Genomic DNA, 20,122 nt, shown 5'->3' on the forward strand with positions numbered 1-20,122 from the left:
GTCGGTGGATGGTGCCGGGCTTGTTTGCCTTGTCCTTGTCTTGCAAGATTGGACATTTATCTTCATATGGTGGCAAAGCCGGCGTCCTCAACCGCGTATTTTACCTTCCCTGAAAGTCAGTTCCTTGGATCACGTCTCGTCCCCAGATGAAGTCTTTTCATTCACCCACGTGCGTAGCGCCGCGTTGTCTTGCCTGAAAGAAATGCATCCCGCCGTCAAGTGCAGTTCCGTGCGGGCCTTGCGTGCCGCCTGGCAGGCCGATCAGTTAGCGCTGGAAACCGATGACCTGGCCGCCGCCGAATCCGGCAGCGGCATTCCTGGCCGCCCGGCGCGGCCCGAGCTGGTTTCTCCGCTGCAGGTGAAGCATCGTTCCATGGGCACGCCAGAGGGCAGGGCAGCACTGATCCATGCGCTGGCGCATATCGAGTTCAATGCCATCAACCTGGCGCTGGATGCGGTCTGGCGCTTCGCCGGCATGCCCCGCGAGTTCTATGATGACTGGCTGCAGGTGGCCGATGAGGAAGCCTATCACTTCAGCTTGCTGGCCGATCACCTGAGGACCTTGGGTCACGACTACGGTGACTTCACCGCCCACAATGCCCTGTGGGACATGGCTGAATCTACCAAGGATGACGTCCTGGCCCGCATCGCCCTGGTCCCGCGCACGCTGGAAGCGCGCGGGCTGGATGCCGCCCCGCCGGTACGCGCCAAGCTGGCGCAGGCGGGCGACCTGGCGGCCGCCGAGATCCTGGACATCATCATGCGTGACGAAGTCGGTCATGTGCTGATCGGCAATCGCTGGTTCAACTGGCTGTGCGAGCAGCGCCAGCTGGACCCGGTGACGACTTTCGCCGAATTGTGTCAGCGCCATCGTGCACCGCCTTTGCGTGGCCCCTTCAATCTGGAAGCGCGGCGCGCGGCCGGCTTTTCGGAAGAGGAAATGCTGATGTTCAGCGATGTTTCGCGATGATCGACGGATTTGCAAGAAATGTAAGCAAATTTGGCAGCGGCAGGCCGACACATGCTGCTGTGCTATCTTCACCTCGAATCCCGACAGATCGGGATCGTCAAATATGAACGGAAAGGATGAGAACATGAACAAGATGTCCAAACTGCTGGCTGGTGTTGCTGTGAGCGTGGCCGCCATTACCCTGCTGGCGGCCTGCCAGAAGAAGGAAGAACCGGGTCCGGCCGAAGCGCTGGGCAAGAAGATCGACGGTGCCGTGCAGGATGCCGGCAAGAAGCTTGATGAAGTGACCGGCCAGACCAAGGATCAGGCCGCTGAATCCGGCTCCAAGCTCGATGGCGCGCTGGACAAGGCCAAGGCCGACGCCAAGGAAGCCTACGAAAAGACCAAGGAAGGTGCCAAGGATCTGGCGCAGAAGACCGGTGAAAAGGTGGAAGAGGCCGGGCAGAAGCTCCAGGACGCTTCCAAGAAGTAAGTCCGTTGAGGGTGCAGCCGGTGGCTGCGTCCTGGTTGTCACCGAGATGCCGTCCCGCGCTTCGTGCCGGGGCGGCATTTTGCTTTGCGGGGTCCGCGAGCGCCTGCGTCAGTCGCGGGCGTTGTGGATCAGTTCGATCACCATCTTGTGAATGGACGGTTCCAGCGCCAGCGCCACGTGGCCAATGCCGATGACCGGGATGTTCCAGGCACCCTCCAGATGCGCTGAGGTCTGCGGCGACACGATGTTGTCGTGGTGGGAATAGATCGACACGATGTGGCCCAGCGCATCGGCTTCTTCGGTGGCCGCGAGCTTCTGCAGCCATTCGCTGCTGCGTCCTTCTTCATAACGGCCCAGCCAGTTCATTTCACCGCAGTTGATGCCAATGCCGAAGTTGGCAATGGCGGTGCCATGGTGCGGCGAGCCCAGGGTGATCACGCGGGCCACGCTGTCGCAGCCGTGGTCGCGCAGGTAGGCGCGCGCGGCCAGGCCACCCATGCTGTGGGCGACGATGACGATCTTCTTTTGTCCGGTCTCGGCCAGCACGCGCTGGACGGCGGCATGCACCAGCGGGGCGTATTCATCGATGCTGCCGAACACCGGTTCCATGTCCAGCGCATAGTGGGTGATGTGAGCTTCACGCAGTTCCAGGCTCAGCCAGCGCCAGTAGCCGCTGTTGCAGCCGTAGCCGTGGATGAGCAGCACCGGCAGCGAGGTGGTGTCGGGATAGCTGAACTGGTCGAAGCGCAGGAAGGGCATGCCCCACGAGGAACACAGCATGGTGGCGCGGAATTCGCGCAGGAACAGGGTGGCGATCTGCAGCCAGGTGATGGTCACCGGGTTGGAGGTGCGGCCGCGATAGGGCCAGGTCAGGAAGAAGCTGTTGGCAGTGATCTGGGCGCGCAGCAGCAATACGATGAGTACGCCGCCGGCAGCTGCGGCCAGGATGGGCCAGTCGAAATGCCGCAGCAGGAAGTAGAACAGGATCGCGATGCCGAACTGGATGAGGAGCAGGGTTCTGGAGATGCGTGAAATCATGCGGGCGTCGGTCGGAGGCGATCAGGTCCAAGGGCATGCGGCTGCATGCGTTCGCCCGAGAGCATAACAGAGCGCGGCGAGGCGCTCATGTCCGCTTCATGACTTGGCCTCGGCCGTGCTGCCGGCGGCCTTCGGCTGGGCCGTGATGTCGACCAGGCGGGTGCCGGCCAGGCGGTCGTGCAGGAATTGTCCTTGTGCATCCAGGCGCGACGTCATGGCCCATAACAGCAGGTTGGCGGCGGGGATCAGCACCAGCAACCAGGCCTGGCCCCTTGCCAGCGAGGCCAGGGCCAGGCCCGGCAGGATCCACAGCCAGGCCAGCACGAAGCGCAACAGCGCGCGTCCCAGCCGCAAGGGCTGGCCGTCGCGGTCGACCACGCGGAAACGCCAGGTCTTCATCGCCAGGGTCTGGCCGCCATGGGTCCAGAACCAGACGAAATAGATCGCCAGAACCAGGAACAGCCAGCCTTCCAGTGCATGGCGCAGATACAGGGCATGACGCTGCTGCAGCAGCGTGGAAAACAGCCAGCCCGACATGAACAGCACGCCAAACAGCAGCATGGATTCGTACAGCATGCTGCTCATGCGGCGGCGCAGGGAGGGCGTGGTGAATTCCGGCATGGTTCCTGTTTGTTCTGTTCTGGCTAGGGTGGAATGAAGAAGCAGCGCACACCGTGCACGCTGTGGCCGGCAGATGGTAATGCAATCAGGCGCGCTTGCCTATGTGAAGGCTTGAGGCAGAGCAAGGGGCAAGCCTGCTTGGCAGGGGAGGTAGGCCTTTGCGGCTTCACGGACGGTCTTGACGAGGGTAGAAATGCGAACCGCCCCAAGGGGCGGTCTCAATCAATCGGGCGGAGGAGGCGGAGCGGAAGAGGCCGGCTTACTTGCCGTCGCTGGTGGTGCTTGCCACAGGAGTCACCGCAGCGCTGACGGCCACGGTCGTTGGCAGCGCGGCAGTCGGTGCAATCGCCGGCACTGGCGTGGCTTGCGAGCCAGGCACCTGAGACGGCGCGGGAGCCGCCGCCGGAGCCGGGACCTGAGCAGGTGTCACGGGCAGAGAGCGATCCAGCGCCTCGGTGGGCAGTTGGATGGTCGGTGCGGCGGCCGACGGCGAGGTCGGCAGCTTGGCCACGCGCTTGGGCAACTTGGACTCGGCCAGTTTCTTTTTCTGCTCTTCAGACAGTTGCTGGTACTTGGTCCATTGCTCGTGCTTTTCTTCCGCATCCAGCTTCTTGGCGCGGGCGTAATTGGTGCGGGCGGCACTGCGTTCGGCCGGGGTCAGCTTGACCCAGTCGCGCATGCGTTCATGCAGGCGCTGCTGTTCTTCCGGCTTCATCTTGGCGTAGCGCTTGCCGATTTCCAGCCATTTTTCTTTCTGCAGTTCGCTCATGCGCGGCCATTCGCCGGTCAGCGGTTCCAGCGCTTGATGCTGGGCGGGCGAGAGATTGGCCCAGGCCAGCTTGTTCTCGGGCTTGCGTGCTATGGACCTGCCGGCGGATTTGCTGGCATGGGTGGCGGCCGGTGCCGCAGGTGCTGCAGCTGTTCCGGGTGTGCCGGCCACCGGTGCCGTTGCGGCAGGGCTGGCGGCTGGTGCAGGTGTGGCGGGCGTGGCCGACGGTGCCGCTGCTGTGGAGGGCGCGTTCTGCGCCACGGTCCAGGCGCAGCTCAAACCACCGGCCAGCACCGCCAGCGCCAGCGCTATGCGCGAGAGGCGGACGGAAGCCTTCAAAGGAGTGCCGGTGGTCTTGTGCATCGTCTTATTGTCCCTTTTCAGCCAGGAAAGCGTTGAAACCATGATCCAGATACGCCGACAGAGGCAGCTCGTCGGACAGCACGGCCGCGTCGATGTCGGCCAGGTAGCTCACGCGCTTGGCGTTTTCATGCTGATAGATGCCGGCGAACAGGATGATGCCCACCAGCAGCGGTGCCGCCACGCCCAGGCGGCTCCACCACGACGGTTTCTCGGGCGACATCATGGCGCCACCGAAGGCGCCAGCCAGCGCCTGCTGTTCCACGCGCTTGTGGATCGGGGCCTGTTTCTTGCGCGCCAAGGCCACGCGACGCGCGGCCGACAGGCTTTGCAAGGTGTCGTCGGACAGGTTGTCAAGATTGGCGTCAAGCGCCAGCTTCACCTTGTAGGCGAATTGCATTTCCTTGTTGTTCATAATGAGATTCCTTTGGCTCTGAGAGCTTGAGCCAGCGCGTGCGTTGCGCGGGAGCAATGGGTTTTGACGCTACCTTCGGAGCAACCCATGGCGGCGGCTGTTTCCGCCACGTCCATGTCCTGCCAGTAACGCATCAGGAATGCTTCCCGTTGACGCGTTGGCAGCTTTTGTATTTCGGCGTCGATCAGGTTCAGCGTCTGCTCGCGCTCGACCTTGTCTGCGCTGGATTCGGCGGCCTGAGAGCCGTCCTCCGATTCCAGGCTTTCCAGGAGGTCGAAATCGTCGCCGCCCTCGCCGTCGCCGCCATTGCCCCCGAAGCTGGAGAACAGGCTCACCCAGGTGTTGCGCACCTTTTCGCGGCGGAAGAAATCATGAATGGTGTTCTGCAGGATGCGCTGGAACAGCATCGGCAGTTCATCGACTGGCTTGTCGCCGTATTTCTCGGCCAGCTTGATCATTGCATCCTGAACGATGTCCAACGCGGCTTCATCTTTGCGCACGGCATACACCGCCTGTTTGAAGGCGCGGCGTTCGACACTTTCAAGAAAATCGGAGAGTTCTTTGTCAGTTGCCATGCAATACGGTGTGCCGGATGGGTCACCGGTCAGATCAGTTAAAAACCTGCATCCTGGCCGGCGTAGATGCGAAAAATGCAAGAAATCGTCAAAAAGCAGACCGAATGCTAGCAAAAATGGTCCTCTTTGTCCTGAAGTTTATCCTCGGCGGCCCCAGCGAACGCGAGTATTGGCAACGATTTCACAGGAATTCGCTTGACCAAAATGATGCAACGCATTACTGTCCTGTTTCCCGCCTCCCACATCTGGGGCGTTTTTGTTCCTTGCCGGTGCTTCACATAAGGTCGTGCCGGTTCGAGGAAACGCTTTATAGGTTTAAAGCTTGTTTGTTCTAACCCGTGCCACAAGCGCGAGGAATCTGTAGAAGTCGATTTGTACCAAGGCTGAACGAGTCGCGTTGAGCGGCGTTTCAAACTCCACTACGGTTGGAGCGCAGAAACGGCGTGACCGCACAATAAAGGGATGCTGCCGGCAAGACGACGAATGCGATTCCGTCAGGAGAGAACATCCGATCAATTTCCAATGGACCTTGAAAGGAAGCAGCATGAGTGCTGAGCAACTCACCGGCGCGGACATACTCGTCCGTTGCCTCGCTGAAGAAGGTGTTGAGCACGTCTTCGGCTATCCTGGTGGCGCCGTCCTCTATATCTACGACGCAATCTTCAAGCAAGACAAATTCCAGCACATCCTGGTTCGTCACGAACAGGCCGCCGTGCATGCCGCTGATGCGTATTCGCGCAGCTCGCAGAAAGTCGGCGTGGCCATCGTCACGTCCGGCCCCGGCGTGACCAATGCGGTCACCGGCCTGGCCACGGCCTACATGGACTCGATTCCCATGGTGGTGATCTCCGGCCAGGTGCCGTCGACCGCCATCGGCCAGGACGCGTTCCAGGAGTGCGACACCGTCGGTATCACCCGCCCTTGCGTGAAGCACAACTTCCTCGTGAAGGATGTGAAGGACCTGGCGGAGACCGTCAAGAAAGCCTTCTTTATCGCCACCACCGGCCGTCCCGGCCCGGTCCTGGTCGATATCCCGAAGGACATCACCATGCATACCTGCGCCTACGAGTATCCGAAGGCGGTGGAAATGCGTTCCTACAAGCCGGTCGACAAGGGCCACTCGGGCCAGATCCGCAAGGCGCTGCAGCTGCTGCTGTCGGCCGAGCGTCCGATGATCTATACCGGCGGCGGCATCATCCTGGCCAATGCCTCGCCCGAGCTGAACAAGCTGGTCGATCGCCTGGGCTATCCCTGTACCAACACGCTCATGGGCCTGGGCGCGTATCGTTCGTCCAGCGACAAGTTCGTCGGCATGCCCGGCATGCACGGTACCTACGAAGCCAACATGGCCATGCAGCACTGCGACGTGTTGATCGCCATCGGCGCGCGCTTCGATGACCGCGTGATCGGCAACCCGAAGCACTTCGCCTCGAATGCCCGCAAGATCATTCATATCGATATCGACCCCTCGTCGATTTCCAAGCGTGTCAAGGTCGACATCCCCATCGTGGGCAACGTCAAGGACGTGCTGCAGGAACTGCTCTCGCAGCTGGATGCAGCCGAGACCCGCCAGAACGGCGCGGCGCTGGATGCCTGGTGGAAGCAGATCAACGAATGGCGCAAGCGTGACTGCCTGAAGTTCGCTACCTCCGACGAATTCATCAAGCCGCAATCCGTGGTGCAGAAGGTGTGGGAAGTGACCAAGGGCGATGCCTTCATCACCTCCGACGTCGGCCAGCACCAGATGTGGGCCGCGCAGTACTACGGTTTCGACAAGCCGCGCCGCTGGATCAATTCCGGTGGCCTGGGCACCATGGGCGTGGGCCTGCCGTACGCCATGGGCGTGCAGATGGCCAACCCCGATGCGACGGTCGCCTGCATCACCGGCGAAGCCTCGATCCAGATGTGCATCCAGGAGCTGGCGACCTGCAAGCAGTATCACCTGACGCCCAAGATCATTCTCCTGAACAACCGCTTCCTGGGCATGGTGCGCCAGTGGCAGCAGATCGACTACGGTTCGCGCTATTCCGAGTCCTACATGGATTCGCTGCCGGACTTCAACAAGCTGGCGGAGTCCTATGGCCACGTCGGCATGAAAATCGAGAAACCGGGCGATGTCGACGGCGCGCTGCGCGAAGCCTTCGCCATGAAGGACAGGCTGGTCTTCATGAACTTCATCACGGATCAAACCGAGAACGTCTGGCCGATGGTCAAGGCGGGCAAGGGTTTGACTGAAATGTTGCTGGGTTCGGAGGATCTCTAACATGCGCCATATCATTTCTGTGCTGCTGGAAAACGAAGCCGGCGCATTGTCCCGTGTCGTGGGCCTGTTCTCCGCACGCGGCTACAACATCGAAACGCTCACCGTTGCACCCACCGAAGATTCGACCCTGTCGCGCATGACCATCGTGACCTCGGGTTCGGATGATGTGATCGAACAGATCACCAAACACCTGAACCGCCTGATCGAGGTGGTGAAGGTCGTCGATCTGACCGAAGGCGCGCACATCGAGCGCGAACTGATGCTGATCAAGGTGCGCGCAGTGGGCAAGGAACGGGAAGAGATGAAGCGCACTGCGGATATCTTCCGCGGCCGCATCATCGACGTCACCGAGAAGACCTACACGATCGAGCTGACCGGCGCCAAGAGCAAGCTGGACGCCTTCATCGACGCCCTGGATCGCACCGCGATCCTGGAAACGGTCCGTACCGGCGGCTCCGGCATCGGCCGCGGCGAACGGATCCTGAAGATCTGATCGACCGCGCCAGCAGTACGCATCACACACACATACATACATTCAAATTCGAGTTACTCGGAACATAGGAAAAAATCATGAAAGTTTTCTACGACAAAGACGCAGACCTGTCCCTGATCAAGAACAAGAACGTGACCATCATCGGTTACGGTTCGCAAGGCCACGCCCACGCCCTGAACCTGAAGGATTCCGGCGTCAAGGTGACCGTCGGCCTGCGCAAGGGCGGCGCTTCGTGGAACAAGGCTGAACAGGCTGGCCTGAAGGTCGCCGAAGTCAACGACGCGGTCAAGGACGCCGACGTCATCATGATCCTGCTGCCGGACGAAAACATCGGTCAGGTCTACGCAGAAAACGTCGCTCCCTTCGCCAAGCAAGGCGCGACCGTAGCCTTCGCGCACGGCTTCAACATCCACTATGGCCAAGTCGTGCCGCGCGCTGACCTGGACATCATCATGATCGCCCCCAAGGCCCCCGGCCACACCGTGCGTTCGACCTACAGCCAAGGTGGCGGCGTGCCGCACCTGATCGCCGTGCACCAGGACAAGTCCGGCTCGGCCCGTGACCTGGCCCTGTCGTATGCCACCGCCAACGGCGGCGGCCGTGCCGGCATCATCGAAACCAACTTCCGCGAAGAAACCGAAACCGACCTGTTCGGCGAACAAGCCGTGCTGTGCGGCGGTACCGTGGAACTGATCAAGGCCGGTTTCGAAACCCTGGTCGAAGCTGGCTACGCGCCGGAAATGGCCTACTTCGAGTGCCTGCACGAACTCAAGCTGATCGTCGACCTGATCTATGAAGGCGGCATCGCCAACATGAACTACTCGATCTCCAACAACGCCGAATACGGCGAGTACGTGACCGGCCCGCGCGTGATCAACGCCGAGAGCAAGGCTGCCATGAAGAAGGTTCTGGAAGACATCCAGACCGGCGAATACGCCAAGAGCTTCATCCTGGAAAACAAGGCCGGTGCTCCGACCCTGATGTCGCGTCGTCGTATCAACGCCGAACACCAGATCGAAATCGTGGGCGAGAAGCTGCGCGCCATGATGCCCTGGATCAAGGCCAACAAGCTGGTCGACCAGACCAAGAACTGATCTGCCGCTACAAGCTGCAATCGAGAAAAACGCCACGGTTCGCCGTGGCGTTTTTTTTGGTCCGTGGGCGAGGGAAGGGTGATGGAATTGTCATTGTGTTACGCCTTGTTGCACTTGGCCAAGAACCATTCCGTGACGGCGGTCGTCGAAGTGCAGGGTTGATGCTTTCGCTATGAAGCTATCATCACCCCGTCACCGACCAAGAATAAAGAGGATCCCTTATGACACCTTCCCGCAAACTGATGCTGGGCGCCGTCCTGGCCACCGCCTGTATTGCCACCCAGGCGCAGACCGCCATGAGCGCGCCGGCCCCGGTCCCGACCACCGGCACCATGGTCGTGGTGCCAGCCAACGGCGAGATCAGCGTACCGAACGACCAAGCTCGCGTCACCCTGCAAGTGGAAGAGCAGGACAAGGACAAGGCCGCTGCCGCCTCCCGCGTGAACCAGAAGATGAAGCAGGGCATTGACCTGCTCAAGCGCCAGGACCCGCAAGCGGCGTTGAAGAGCTACGGGTATTACACCTATGCAGTCTATGCCGAACCGCCGCAAGTCACGCCGCAACAGCCCCGCCAGCCAGCCAAGGCACGGCAAGTCGTGGGATGGCGCGTCGGCCAGTATCTGGAGATGACCACCGAGAACCTGGCCGCGCTGCCCAAGACCGTCTCTTCGGCCCAGGCCCTGATGAGCCTGAACGGCCTGCAATTCGGCCTGAGTCCGGCGGCCGCCAAGAAGCTGGATGCCACGCTGGTCAACGCCACCTACCGCAACCTGGAAGAGCGCATCGGCTTCATCGCCAATGCCATGCATCGCGCCCCGTCGGATGCCGTGATTGAAACCGTGGACTTCGAAGGCTCGGGCAACTACGCCGCGCCGGCTCCCGCCCCGATGATGGCCAAGGCCATGCGTGCCGACATGGTCCAGGAAAGCACGACGGTGGCCGAGCCCAGCTTCGAGCCTGGTGAATCCACCGTGAGCATGCGCCTGGTGGGCAAGGTGCGCTTCAAGTAAGCGAACATACCGGACTGTTCGCGCCGGACAGTTCATATCAAGAATCGTCAACCCGCTCGGGTCGGCAGGGAAGGGAGGCTATAATCGGCCTCCCTTTCCGTTTCAAGAAGATCATCTCATCATGCGGACCATCACCAAGCTGCTGCTGCCACTCTTCACCGCACTGGTGGCCAGCACGGCGCATGCCGACATCTGTGCCGACCTGCGTGCCATCCACCAGCAGTCGCAATCGCACTTCGACGGCTGGAAGAAAGACGGCCCCGATGCCGTCATGAAGGGCGACAAGCGCGGCCCTGTCTATCTCTCCAACTTCATGCTCGATGGTGCCGAGAGCTGCGCCATTGCCGACAATTCCTCGGTCTATACCTGCATCTGGCGCTATTCGACGCCAGCGGACATGGGCCGTGCCTACCAGCGCCTGGTCAACGATGTGAAGGCTTGTGCACCGCTGGCCAAGGAGCCGCCGGGCATCATCGCCGACGAGCCGCAGGAACGCCGCCAGGGCGACCTGCGCCAGATCACCGAAGTCACCGGCCTGGACTATGCCGATGCCGAAGTGACGATCCTGATCGGACAGATGCAACTGACCGGTCCGCGCGGGCTGGCGCGCAATGAACTGAAGCTGAGCTTCTCCCGTCCGCAGCCGCGCTGAGCCCGTGCCGGGCAATGCCCTGGCCCGGTTCTCGAAAAATTGTCCTGGATGCTCCGAGATGCACCGCCACCGGCCGGATGGCGGCGCATTTCATTGCATTTAACGGGCGCTGGACTAGAATAGGCACGCTTTTACTTTTGAACTTTCCGCGAGTACCGCGCGATCATTGGAGCAACATTGAACAATAACCACTATCCCCATCCCATCATCGCCCGCGAAGGCTGGCCCTTCCTGACCATCGCCGTGGTCGTGGCAGCGCTGGCAACCTATTTCTGCGGCGCCTGGTCCTTCCCGCTGTGGATCATCGCGCTGTTCGTCCTGCAGTTCTTCCGCGATCCGCCGCGCGTGATCCCGCAAGCCGCCAATGCCGTGCTGTCCCCGGCCGATGGCCGCATCGTCGTCGTGGCCCGCGCCCATGACCCCTACACCGACCGCGAAGCCCTGAAGATCAGCGTTTTCATGAACGTCTTCAACGTCCACTCCAACCGTGCCCCGGTGGATGGCAAGATCGAGAAGGTGCAGTACTTCCCCGGCAAGTTCGTCAATGCCGACCTCGACAAGGCCTCGCTGGAAAACGAGCGCAATGCCCTGGCCATCACCACCACCAGCGGTCACAGCGTGACCTGCGTGCAGGTGGCCGGCCTGATCGCGCGCCGCATCCTTTGCTATGTGAAGGCCGGTGATACCCTGGCCCGTGGCCAGCGCTACGGTTTCATCCGCTTCGGTTCGCGCGTGGACGTCTACCTGCCGCTGACGGCCACTCCCAAGGTCACCGTCGGTGAAAAGGTCTCGGCCACCGAAACCATTCTGGCCGAACTCTGATCACACCCTGAAGGCCTCACCGTGCCGCGCGCCAGCCTGTTCTTGCAGCGGCGTCACGGATGAGGCCCCGGCGCAGACTGCGTGCTGCGATTTCCGTCCTCCTCACTGATAGACATCGATGCCCACATTACGACGACGCAAGGCCAAAGCCGGCATTCCCTTCCCGAAATCGCTGCGCCGCCCCAAGGCCGCGCAACTGGACGAGGCCGGGCAGGTAGTGGCACGGCGGCGCTCGCGCGGCATCTACCTGTTGCCCAACGCCTTCACCACGGCCGCGCTGTTCTGCGGTTTCTACGCCATCGTGATGGCCATGAACCTGAAGTTCGACTACGCCTCCATCGCCATCTTCGTGGCCATGGTGCTCGACAGCCTGGATGGCCGCGTGGCCCGCATGACCAATACGCAAAGCGAATTCGGCGCCCAGTACGACAGCCTCTCCGACATGGTCTCCTTCGGTGCCGCGCCGGCGCTGGTGGTCTATGAATGGTCGCTGCGCGGCATGGGCAAGCTGGGCTGGCTGGCAGCCTTCGTGTATTGCGCCGGCGGTGCCTTGCGCCTGGCTCGCTTCAATACCAACATCGCCGTGGTCGACAAGCGCTACTTCCAGGGCTTGCCCAGCCCCGCGGCTGCGGCCCTGGTGGCCGGCTTCGTCTGGCTGATGGATGACCTGCGTTTTGCCGGCACTGACCTGAGCTGGTATGGCTGGGTCATCACCCTCTACGCCGGCATCACCATGGTCACCAATGTGCCGTTCTACAGCTTCAAGGATGTCAACTTCCGCAAGCCGGTGCCCTTCATTGCGGCACTGCTGGTGGTGGTGGCGCTGGTGCTCATTTCCAGCGATCCGTCCAAGGTGCTGTTCGGGCTGTTCGTGCTGTATGGCCTGTCCGGCTATGGCGTCTACATCTGGCGCCGCATCAAGGGCAAGCCGGTCAGTATCGTGCAGACCAAGGATGAGCATGGCGATCTGCCGCACTGATGCCCGTTAAGCTTGACGGAGCATCTTCCCGCAGGACAAGAAACACCCGGCCCCGGCCGGGTGTTTTGCATTGCGCCGGGCATCGGCCGGTCAGCACCGTCACGTCTGCCTTGCCGAGCGGGGCAGAGTTTCCTAGAATCCCATGGTAAGCGCGTTGCTGCATATCGCGCGTTGATGGTATGAACATGGCGATCACATCCTCCACCTCCACCTTGACCACGCTGGGCAGCCTGGATCCCTACGGCCTGGGCAGCAGCGGCACTTCCAATCCGGTGACTGCAGCCAGCAATCCTGCGGCCGTAGCGCAGGCGGTCGAGCTGTCGTCGGAGGCCTCGGTGATCGTGACCCTGGGCGGCGGGTCCTCCGCCAATTCCGGCCTGACCTACAATGCGGCGGGGCTGTTTGATTCCATCGTCAATGCCGGTTCGTCGGCCGGCACCTCCACCGATCTCACCCAGAACCAGGCCAGCCAGAGCTATTACCAGGGGGTGCTGGGCAGCATCGTCACGCCGGGGGCCACTTCGGGCATCTATGATGGCTCAGGCGTGTTCGCCGGCGAGGGGCTCAGTTCGCAGCTCTCCCTGCTGCTCAAATCCCAGCCTGATCTGACTGGTTCCATCGTCGAGGACATCGTCAACCAGAACGTGGTCGGCGGCCTGATCTCGACCATGGCCTGAGGCGGCGCCCCTTTATTCCTGGCAGTTCAGTCGGTGATGAGTGCGGCCAGTTGTGCGCATAGCGCGGCATCCTGCGCGCTGCGTTCGCTGACGCGATGATCCACCCCCGGCAGGTCGACGATGCGGCAGTCGCTGGCCGAGCTGGCGTGCTGGCGGATCAGTTCGGCGATCTCGGCCGGGATGACGGCATCCTCGCTGGCGCGGATCAGGGTGAGCCGTCCGCGATAAGCACGGATCATCTGCAGCACTTCGGCATCCCGCCAGCTGTGCGGGCGCCGCAAGGCCGCGCTGAAGGCCGGCCCGAAAGGCAACATGAAGGCGGCACCATCATAGAGCGCACCGACCAGCGTGACGACATGGGTGATCTGGTTCTGCGCCCGGCAGGCCAGGCGCAGGGCGATTTCGCCGCTCATGCTCACGCCCACGACGGTGCGCGGCGAGACGGTGAGGCGGTCCAGCGCGGCTTGTGCTTCGTCCAGACGTTTGGACAGGGAATTGGGCAGCAGGGCACTGCTTTGCCCATGGCCGGAAAAGTCGATGGCGGCACTGGCGCAGCCTCGTGCCGCAAGGGCCTGCCGCAGTGGCCATTGGCGCTGCCGGTCCCCTTGCCCGGCGCCGTGCAGCACCAGTATATGAACGGGCTGGCCGGGCGCGCTGCGCAGAATATCGGCCGCCAGCGTTTCGGCGCCCGCCGCCAGGGCCAGTTCTTCACGCGGGCAGGGATAGGGCGCGGACACGTTTTCAGTCGTCCGGATGACGGCGTTCGAGGCCTGGCGTGCTGGCGTAATAATGGCGTTTTGCTTCATACATCAGGCTGTCGGCCCGCTGCACGACCTGTTCCAGACGCTCGCCGGGAACGCCGGTAGCCGCGCCCATCGACAGGCTCAGGGGGACACCCGAGTAGTATTGATTGTTCACTTCGACCAGTTTCTGGATCTGGTCCATCAGCAACTGGCAGCCGCGCTCGTCGGTGGCCGGCAGCAGGATGGCGAATTCGTCACCGCCGGTGCGCGCCACGCTGCAGGGACGTTCCACCGCCTTGCCCAGCACTTCGCCCACGCGGCGCAGCAGGGCGTCGCCGGTGGCGTGGCCCAGCTCGTCGTTGACGTCCTTCAGGCCATTGAGATCGGCCACGATCACGCTGACCGGGAAGGGACCCTTGCGCTCCAGGCGGTTCAGTTCATCGACCATGTAGGCACGGTTGTGCAGCTTGGTCAGTTCATCGTGCTTGCCGAGGAATTCCAGATAGGCTTCGGCCTTTTTGCGGGCGGTGATGTCGGTGAGCGCCACCAGCACCAGGTCCCAGTTTTTCTCGTGACCGGGGAAGACAGAAAACTGCAGATGGACGTGAAGGGTTTCACCGGTCAGCGAGTAGTTCACCACCTCGCGGTGGTGCAGCAGGTTGCCGTTCCACAGCTCGATCAACTGTTCGTTGAAATGCGGACGCATGTCGTCGCGGAACACGTCGGACAGCCGCGAGAGCAGGGTGGCCTTGTCCGGGGCAGCGAACATGGACAGTGTCTGCAGGTTCACATCGATGACGCGGATTTCCTGCATGCAGCGCTCCACGAATTCCGGATGCACATCCGTGAAGGTGCGGAAATCGGTGATGCCGATGCGGTGCAGGTCGTCGAAGAGGCGCTTGACCGCGCTGAAATCTTCCACCCACAGGGAAATGGGTGAATATTCGAACAGGCCGCGCGCATAGTTTTCGCTGCGGGAAAGCTTCTTGCGGGCCGTCTCGCGCTCGGTGACGTTCTCGATGGCCAGCAGCACGTAATCCCAGCTCTCTTCGCTGCCGGGCATGATGCGCCCGGAGAGCTGGATGTCCAGCCGCTTGCCGCCCAGGGTGTAGTTGACGGTATAGCTGGAGAAGGTCGTGCCGCCATTCCACAGCTGCACCATCTCATCGATGAAGGTGTCGAGCATGTCATCCCGGAAGATCTTGTCCAGGTTGGCCACCAGGTGCGCCAGGTCGCGCGCTTCATACCATTCCAGGGTGCGCCGGTTGACGTCGACCACGCGGATCTGCATGGCACAGGCCTGGGCGCGGCTGGGGTCCGCGGTCAGATAGCTGCGCAGGTCGGTCACGCCGTCGGCGCGCCACTGGTCGAACAGGCGCTTCAGGCCGCTGTAGTCCTCTTTCCATAAGGAAACGGGCGTCAGGTCGAAGGTCTCTTGTTCGGAAAGGGCCGGGATGGAAGCCGGAACGGAGCGGGCGAGGGAGGATTCGTTCTGCATGACACTTCATCTTTTGCTGATGATGAAGTGTAATAGTTTTACGGAAACTGCTGCAGCTCTTCCATCGCCCGTTCACCTCGTTTTGCGCAATTTTATTGCTTGGAAAGCGCGGATGATGCGAACTTGTTAACTAAAAGTTAACTTTCATCAACTCATCCGTCTGCCCGTGGCCAGGTGGCTCAACGGCCAGAACCGCATTCCGCTGCGGTCCTTGCGCCCCGCGGACTGCGCAACAAGGCCACCAAGGGCGCAAACCATGCCTGCGCTACCGGACGCAGGCACAGCAGTTCACCCTCGTGCGTGGCCAGCACACCGATCCAGCCCTCGTGCGCCAGCACCATCCTTTCTCCGTCGCTCAGCCGGGTCTGGCGGCTCACCAGACGGTCCGCCTGCCATTGCGCCGATTCGGTCACGCGCACTTGCGGCGCCTGGCACAGCAGCTGGCTGCCGGCAGGCAGCCAGAGTTGCAGATGCTGTCCGGCGGCCAGTGACAGGACCTGGGTGGTGGTGGGGGCGGTCAGCGGGGCGGGCATGGTGTTCTCCTTGTTGAATGGGCCAGCCTGCAGTCTAGGGAGGGCGGCGCGGCGACAACAGGCACAGGAAAATTCACTCTGCTGCGTAACAGGCTGCAGCTTTTTGCTCTGTTACCCCTGCTTTTCGCCTACTCTGTATCTGTTCTGGTTTCGTCCTCACGAAGATGATGACTGTTATGGATACCCGCCTGCACCTCCCCGACACGACGCCCGCGGCACCGCCGCCGGCCACCGCACCGGCGGCCCTTGCCGCCAACCCCGACAACGGACGCCAGCCCCTGTACCGGCGTCTGGCCGAGCATTATCAAGGAGCCATCCAGTCCGGCACCCTGGTGGCTGGCGACCGCATGCCCTCGGTGCGCGACCTGATGCGCCAGCACCAGGTGAGCCTGTCGACCGCCCTGCAGACGCTGCGCCATATGGAAGAGGGCGGCTGGCTGGAAGCGCGTCCGCGTTCCGGCTACTTCGTGCGCCAGCCGCGCCGCTCGGCGATCCGTCCGGTGCAGGAGCCCAAGAGCCTGATGGCCATCGATCCCGAGCAATATGCGGGCATCCACGAAAAGGTCTCCAAGTACATCGCCCTGCGCCAGAGCGGGGCACCGCGCATCGACCTGTCCGGCATGACCTGTGCGCCCGAGCTCTATGCGGTGGAAACCCTGAAACAGGCCGCCATGCGTGCCCTGCGCGAGCGCCCCGAACTGCTCACCAGCGCCATGCCGCACAACGGCAATGCTACCTTCCGCCAGGCAGTGGCACGGCGTGCATTGCATCACGGCATGCGTATCGATCATGAAGAAGTGGTGGTCACGCACGGCTGCATCGAGGCGCTCAACCTTGCCCTGCGCGCGGTGGCCGGGCCGGGCGACACGATCGCGGTGGAGTCGCCGACTTACTTCGGCCTGCTGCAGGCACTGGAAAACCTCGGCATGAAGGCGCTGGAAATCCCGACCAGCCCGCACACCGGCATCTCGGTAGAAGCGCTGGAACTGGCCGTGCGCACCTACGGCAACATCAAGGGCGTGGTGGTGGTGCCCAACCTGCAGAATCCGCTGGGCTGCATCATGCCCGACGAGCACAAGGACAAGCTGGTACGCCTGTGTGAAGAATTGCGCCTGCCCCTGATCGAAGACGACGCCTATACCGAGCTGGCCGACGGCAACGTGCCGCCCTCCAGCCTCAAGAGCCGCGACCGCAGCGGCAATGTGATCTATTGCGCGTCGCTCAACAAGGTGCTGGCCCCCGGCATGCGGCTGGGCTGGATGAATGGCGGGCGCTGGCATGAGCGGGTCAAGATGCTCAAGTTCACCCACACCCGCGCCAACGAGGAATGGACCCAGGTCACCGCCGCCGACTTCATCGCCAGCCCCGCCTATGACCGCCATCTGCGCCGCCTGCGCCAGTTGCTCAAGGAACAGCGTGAACGCATGGCCGAATCGATCGCAGCCTATTTCCCGGAAGGTACGCGCCTGAATGTGCCCAATGGCGGCGTCGGGCTGTGGGTGGAGCTGCCGGCGCAGGTCTGCTCGCAGCAGTTGTTCGAGCGGGCGCTGCTGGAGGGCGTGGGTGTGTCGCCGGGGGCCATCTTCTCCAATTCCAACCGCTACGGTCACTTCCTGCGCATCTGCTGCGGCCATCCCTTCACCCGCGAACTCGACCAGGCCCTGCGCCGCCTGGGCAGCATCGGGCACAGCCTGGCTTTCCTGTAGAGCTTGGCAAGCTTTCAGGAGAATCAGGCATTGCCCGAAAGGGCAGTCTGCTGCAGACTTGTAAAGACAATGTAAAGAGCGCCGGACTTTTCGTCCGGTGCCTCCATGCGCTTTACGAGGGGAGCCGTTCATGCCTGAGCCGCAGACTACGCAGATCCAGCCACCGCACGCAGTCCGCCTGAACGCGGCCATCGATGCCCACATGGCGGGCCGCCGCGAAGAAGCCCGCGCCATCTACGAAGCCGTGCTGGAAGACGATCCCATCGAGCCGGTCGCCTTGCACTTCTACGGCATCTGGCTGCACCAGGCCGGACGCCATGCCGAGGCGCTGGACAAGCTGGAACTCTCCAGTGCGCTGGAACCCGAGAATGCCGCCTGGCACAACGACCTGGGCAATGTCCTGTTTGCGCTGGGCGAGCTGGACGGTGCTGCGCAGGCGTATGGTGCGGCGCTGGAAGCCGCGCCCGCAGATCACACGATCTGGAACAACCTGGGGGCCACGCACATGCAGCGGGGCCGCAATGAGGAGGCCATTGCCGCCTTCCAGCGTGCGGTGGAGATCGCCCCCGAATTCCTGCCGGCGCTGCTGCACCTGGGCAATCTCTTCGAGGCTGCCGGCGACAAGATGCAGGCTTCGCACTATCAGTGCCGCGCCTACGTGTTACCGCCGATGGAAGGCAAGTCCTGGGAGATGGTCGGCATTTCCTTCTACTTCCTCGGCCGCCTGGAAGAAGCTGCAGAAGCCTATCGCGCCTGGCTGGCCAGCGAACCCGACAATCCGATTGCGGCCCACATGCTGGCCGCCTGCTCGCAATTGGATGTCCCCACGCGTGCCTCGGATCGTTACCTCGAATCGCACTTCGACCGCTACGCCGAGACGTTTGAAACCAATTTGCTGCACAGCCTCGGCTATCGCGGCCCCAGCCTGATCGGGCAGGGCGTGGGCCTGGTCACGCAGGCGGCGCGCCAGTTTGCCACCATCGACATCGGTTGCGGGACCGGGCTGTGCGGGACCTATTTGCGGCCTTATTCGCAGCATCTGACCGGCGTGGACCTGGCCGGCAAGATGCTGGAAAAGGCCGCGGCCACCGGCCACTACGATCAACTGGAAAAGGCCGAGATCACCGACTACCTCCTGCGTCATCCGCAAAGCTGCGACCTGGTCACGGCGGCGGATACGATGATCTATTTCGGGGATCTGGAGAATGTGTTCAAGGCGGTTGCTGCTGTCTTGAAACCGGGCGGGTACTTCGTCTTCACGGTGGAGGTGCTCACGCCCCAGGACGGGGTGGAGCAAGGCCATCGGCTGCATGCCAGCGGACGCTACCGCCATGGCCGCGATTACGTGCATGCGCTGCTGCAGGCGCAGGGCATGGAGCCGCTGCATCAGCGTGATGAAGTATTGCGCGAGGAAGTGCGCCAGCCAGTGGCCGGCATGCTGTTCGTGGCGCGCCGGCAGTGAAGCGACGCGCCACGAGGGACGGCATCGGTCAGGCTGCGGCCTTGAGCGCCGCTTCCACCTGTTCGCGCCGAGGGATGGGGTCCACTGCGCCGTAGCCGGTGGTCGAGAGGGCGGCCGCGACGTTGGCATAGCGCGCTGCCTGGAAGGGATCGCGCCCGGCCATCAGCTCGGCCATGAAGGCCCCGCCAAAACAGTCCCCCGCGCCCGTCGCATCCAGCGCCTGCACCGGATAGGGCGAGACCACGCGGCGCTCCTGGCGGGTAGCTACATAGCAGCCTTCATGGCCCAGCTTGAAGGCCACCAGCTTCACACCGTAATCCAGCAGGTGATCGACGATGGCGTCCCGGTCATCGAGTCCGGTCAGCATCGATACATCTTCCCAGCTCGGCAGGCAGACATCGCACAGGCGGAAGGCCTCGGCCATTTTCGCCTGTGCGCGTTCCAGCGGCCATAAACGCAGCCGCAGGTTGGTGTCGAGCGAGGTGGTCACGCCGGCGGCGCGCGCATGCGTCATGGCGGCCAGTCCGGCGTCGCAGGCGCTCTCGCTGATGGCCAGGCTGATGCCTGACAGGTGCAGGGCACCCGCAGCGGCGATGGCTTGCAAAGGCAAGTCGCCCACGGTGTAGCGGCTGGCTGCCGAGCCGGCGCGGCGATAGTGGAAGTGATGCCCCTGATCGTCGTGCGTGACGAAGTACAGGCCGGTGCTGCCATTGGCTTGCACCGCCACATGCTGTACGTCGACCTGCTCGCGCTGCCATAGCGCCAGCAGGTCCTGGCCGAAGTGGTCGTCCCCCACGGCGCTGACATAGCCCGACGCGGCACCCTGGCGGGCTGCCGCGATGGCGAAGTTGGAGGTGTCGCCGCCAAAACCCTGCAGGTACTGGCGCGGCGTGTCGATACGCTGGTTGAATTCGACCATGGCTTCGCCGTAGGCGAGGATGGGTTTGTTCATGTGCTGTTCTTTCGCTCT

The 20,122-nt window shown here is 62.6% G+C and carries 21 protein-coding genes; 12 read left to right on the forward strand and 9 right to left on the reverse strand.

Annotated elements, in window-relative coordinates:
- The first annotated feature begins 124 nt into the window (after positions 1-124).
- Both E2K99_RS08735 and E2K99_RS08740 read left to right on the forward strand, forming a co-directional pair.
- Positions 125-970: a ferritin-like domain-containing protein gene (locus E2K99_RS08735; RefSeq protein ID WP_134221986.1), complete on the forward strand. Its 846-nt coding sequence runs from the start codon at positions 125-127 to the stop codon at positions 968-970.
- 124 nt (positions 971-1,094) lie between these two features.
- Positions 1,095-1,442, forward strand: a complete 348-nt coding sequence (locus tag E2K99_RS08740; protein WP_134221987.1) for a hypothetical protein — start codon at positions 1,095-1,097, stop codon at positions 1,440-1,442.
- A 108-nt stretch (positions 1,443-1,550) separates the two neighbouring features.
- Here the strand turns inward: E2K99_RS08740 and E2K99_RS08745 are convergent, their stop codons facing one another.
- From E2K99_RS08745 to E2K99_RS08765, 5 genes are all read right to left on the reverse strand, one after another.
- The gene (locus E2K99_RS08745; protein WP_034334485.1) at positions 1,551-2,480 is read right to left on the reverse strand and encodes an esterase/lipase family protein; all 930 of its coding nucleotides are present in this window, start codon (positions 2,478-2,480) and stop codon (positions 1,551-1,553) included.
- A gap of 96 nt (positions 2,481-2,576) precedes the next feature.
- Entirely contained in the window at positions 2,577-3,101 is a 525-nt protein-coding gene (locus E2K99_RS08750; RefSeq protein WP_134221988.1) for an RDD family protein, read from the reverse strand.
- A gap of 259 nt (positions 3,102-3,360) precedes the next feature.
- Positions 3,361-4,233 (reverse strand): DUF3106 domain-containing protein, encoded by an 873-nt coding sequence (locus tag E2K99_RS08755; RefSeq protein WP_134221989.1) that lies wholly within the window; start codon positions 4,231-4,233, stop codon positions 3,361-3,363.
- Between the two features lie 4 nt (positions 4,234-4,237).
- Positions 4,238-4,645 (reverse strand): DUF3619 family protein, encoded by a 408-nt coding sequence (locus E2K99_RS08760; protein WP_121039118.1) that lies wholly within the window; start codon positions 4,643-4,645, stop codon positions 4,238-4,240.
- Positions 4,642-5,220: an RNA polymerase sigma factor gene (locus E2K99_RS08765; RefSeq protein WP_039786760.1), complete on the reverse strand. Its 579-nt coding sequence runs from the start codon at positions 5,218-5,220 to the stop codon at positions 4,642-4,644. Before E2K99_RS08765 ends, E2K99_RS08760 begins: the two co-directional genes overlap by 4 nt.
- A 544-nt stretch (positions 5,221-5,764) precedes the next feature.
- Between E2K99_RS08765 and E2K99_RS08770 the strand changes: the two genes are divergently transcribed.
- From E2K99_RS08770 to E2K99_RS08805, 8 genes are all read left to right on the forward strand, one after another.
- The gene (locus E2K99_RS08770; RefSeq protein WP_121039121.1) at positions 5,765-7,483 is read left to right on the forward strand and encodes an acetolactate synthase 3 catalytic subunit; all 1,719 of its coding nucleotides are present in this window, start codon (positions 5,765-5,767) and stop codon (positions 7,481-7,483) included.
- A gap of 1 nt (position 7,484) precedes the next feature.
- Entirely contained in the window at positions 7,485-7,976 is a 492-nt protein-coding gene (gene ilvN, locus E2K99_RS08775; protein ID WP_008327594.1) for an acetolactate synthase small subunit, read from the forward strand.
- A 77-nt stretch (positions 7,977-8,053) separates the two neighbouring features.
- Positions 8,054-9,070 (forward strand): ketol-acid reductoisomerase, encoded by a 1,017-nt coding sequence (gene ilvC / locus E2K99_RS08780; protein ID WP_034334512.1) that lies wholly within the window; start codon positions 8,054-8,056, stop codon positions 9,068-9,070.
- Positions 9,071-9,291: 221 nt separating this feature from the next.
- Complete coding sequence (locus tag E2K99_RS08785) at positions 9,292-10,080, forward strand: SIMPL domain-containing protein (protein ID WP_134221990.1); 789 nt, start codon at positions 9,292-9,294, stop codon at positions 10,078-10,080.
- A gap of 121 nt (positions 10,081-10,201) precedes the next feature.
- Positions 10,202-10,732 (forward strand): vesicle formation protein, encoded by a 531-nt coding sequence (locus tag E2K99_RS08790; protein WP_121039130.1) that lies wholly within the window; start codon positions 10,202-10,204, stop codon positions 10,730-10,732.
- Positions 10,733-10,909: 177 nt separating this feature from the next.
- Positions 10,910-11,554 (forward strand): phosphatidylserine decarboxylase, encoded by a 645-nt coding sequence (locus E2K99_RS08795; RefSeq protein ID WP_013233751.1) that lies wholly within the window; start codon positions 10,910-10,912, stop codon positions 11,552-11,554.
- Positions 11,555-11,672: 118 nt separating this feature from the next.
- The gene (pssA, locus tag E2K99_RS08800; RefSeq protein WP_121039133.1) at positions 11,673-12,533 is read left to right on the forward strand and encodes a CDP-diacylglycerol--serine O-phosphatidyltransferase; all 861 of its coding nucleotides are present in this window, start codon (positions 11,673-11,675) and stop codon (positions 12,531-12,533) included.
- Between the two features lie 185 nt (positions 12,534-12,718).
- Positions 12,719-13,210, forward strand: coding sequence for a hypothetical protein (locus tag E2K99_RS08805; RefSeq protein ID WP_240733879.1), 492 nt, complete (start codon positions 12,719-12,721; stop codon positions 13,208-13,210).
- A 26-nt stretch (positions 13,211-13,236) separates the two neighbouring features.
- Here E2K99_RS08805 and E2K99_RS08810 read toward each other — a convergent pair whose 3' ends face one another.
- The 3 genes from E2K99_RS08810 to E2K99_RS08820 all read right to left on the reverse strand — a co-directional run bounded on the left by E2K99_RS08810 (position 13,237) and on the right by E2K99_RS08820 (position 15,984).
- Entirely contained in the window at positions 13,237-13,947 is a 711-nt protein-coding gene (locus tag E2K99_RS08810) for an alpha/beta fold hydrolase (RefSeq protein WP_240733880.1), read from the reverse strand.
- 4 nt (positions 13,948-13,951) lie between these two features.
- Positions 13,952-15,451: a sensor domain-containing diguanylate cyclase gene (locus E2K99_RS08815; RefSeq protein ID WP_134221993.1), complete on the reverse strand. Its 1,500-nt coding sequence runs from the start codon at positions 15,449-15,451 to the stop codon at positions 13,952-13,954.
- Positions 15,452-15,630: 179 nt separating this feature from the next.
- On the reverse strand, positions 15,631-15,984 hold the full coding sequence (locus E2K99_RS08820) for a hypothetical protein (protein ID WP_134221994.1): 354 nt from the start codon (positions 15,982-15,984) through the stop codon (positions 15,631-15,633).
- 176 nt (positions 15,985-16,160) lie between these two features.
- Here E2K99_RS08820 and E2K99_RS08825 point away from each other — a divergent pair, with 176 nt between their 5' ends.
- Together E2K99_RS08825 and E2K99_RS08830 are read left to right on the forward strand one after the other, a co-directional pair.
- Positions 16,161-17,690 (forward strand): aminotransferase-like domain-containing protein, encoded by a 1,530-nt coding sequence (locus tag E2K99_RS08825; protein WP_134221995.1) that lies wholly within the window; start codon positions 16,161-16,163, stop codon positions 17,688-17,690.
- A 130-nt stretch (positions 17,691-17,820) separates the two neighbouring features.
- A complete protein-coding gene (locus E2K99_RS08830) occupies positions 17,821-19,152 on the forward strand; it encodes a tetratricopeptide repeat protein (RefSeq protein WP_134221996.1) in 1,332 nt (443 codons plus the stop codon).
- Between the two features lie 28 nt (positions 19,153-19,180).
- On the opposite strand, the gene E2K99_RS08835 is transcribed toward E2K99_RS08830, so the two are convergent.
- A complete protein-coding gene (locus E2K99_RS08835; protein ID WP_134221997.1) occupies positions 19,181-20,104 on the reverse strand; it encodes a sugar kinase in 924 nt (307 codons plus the stop codon).
- Positions 20,105-20,122: the final 18 nt, after the last annotated feature.

Source organism: Herbaspirillum huttiense, assembly GCF_004367745.1.
Classification (GTDB): Bacteria; Pseudomonadota; Gammaproteobacteria; order Burkholderiales; family Burkholderiaceae_D; genus Herbaspirillum; species Herbaspirillum huttiense.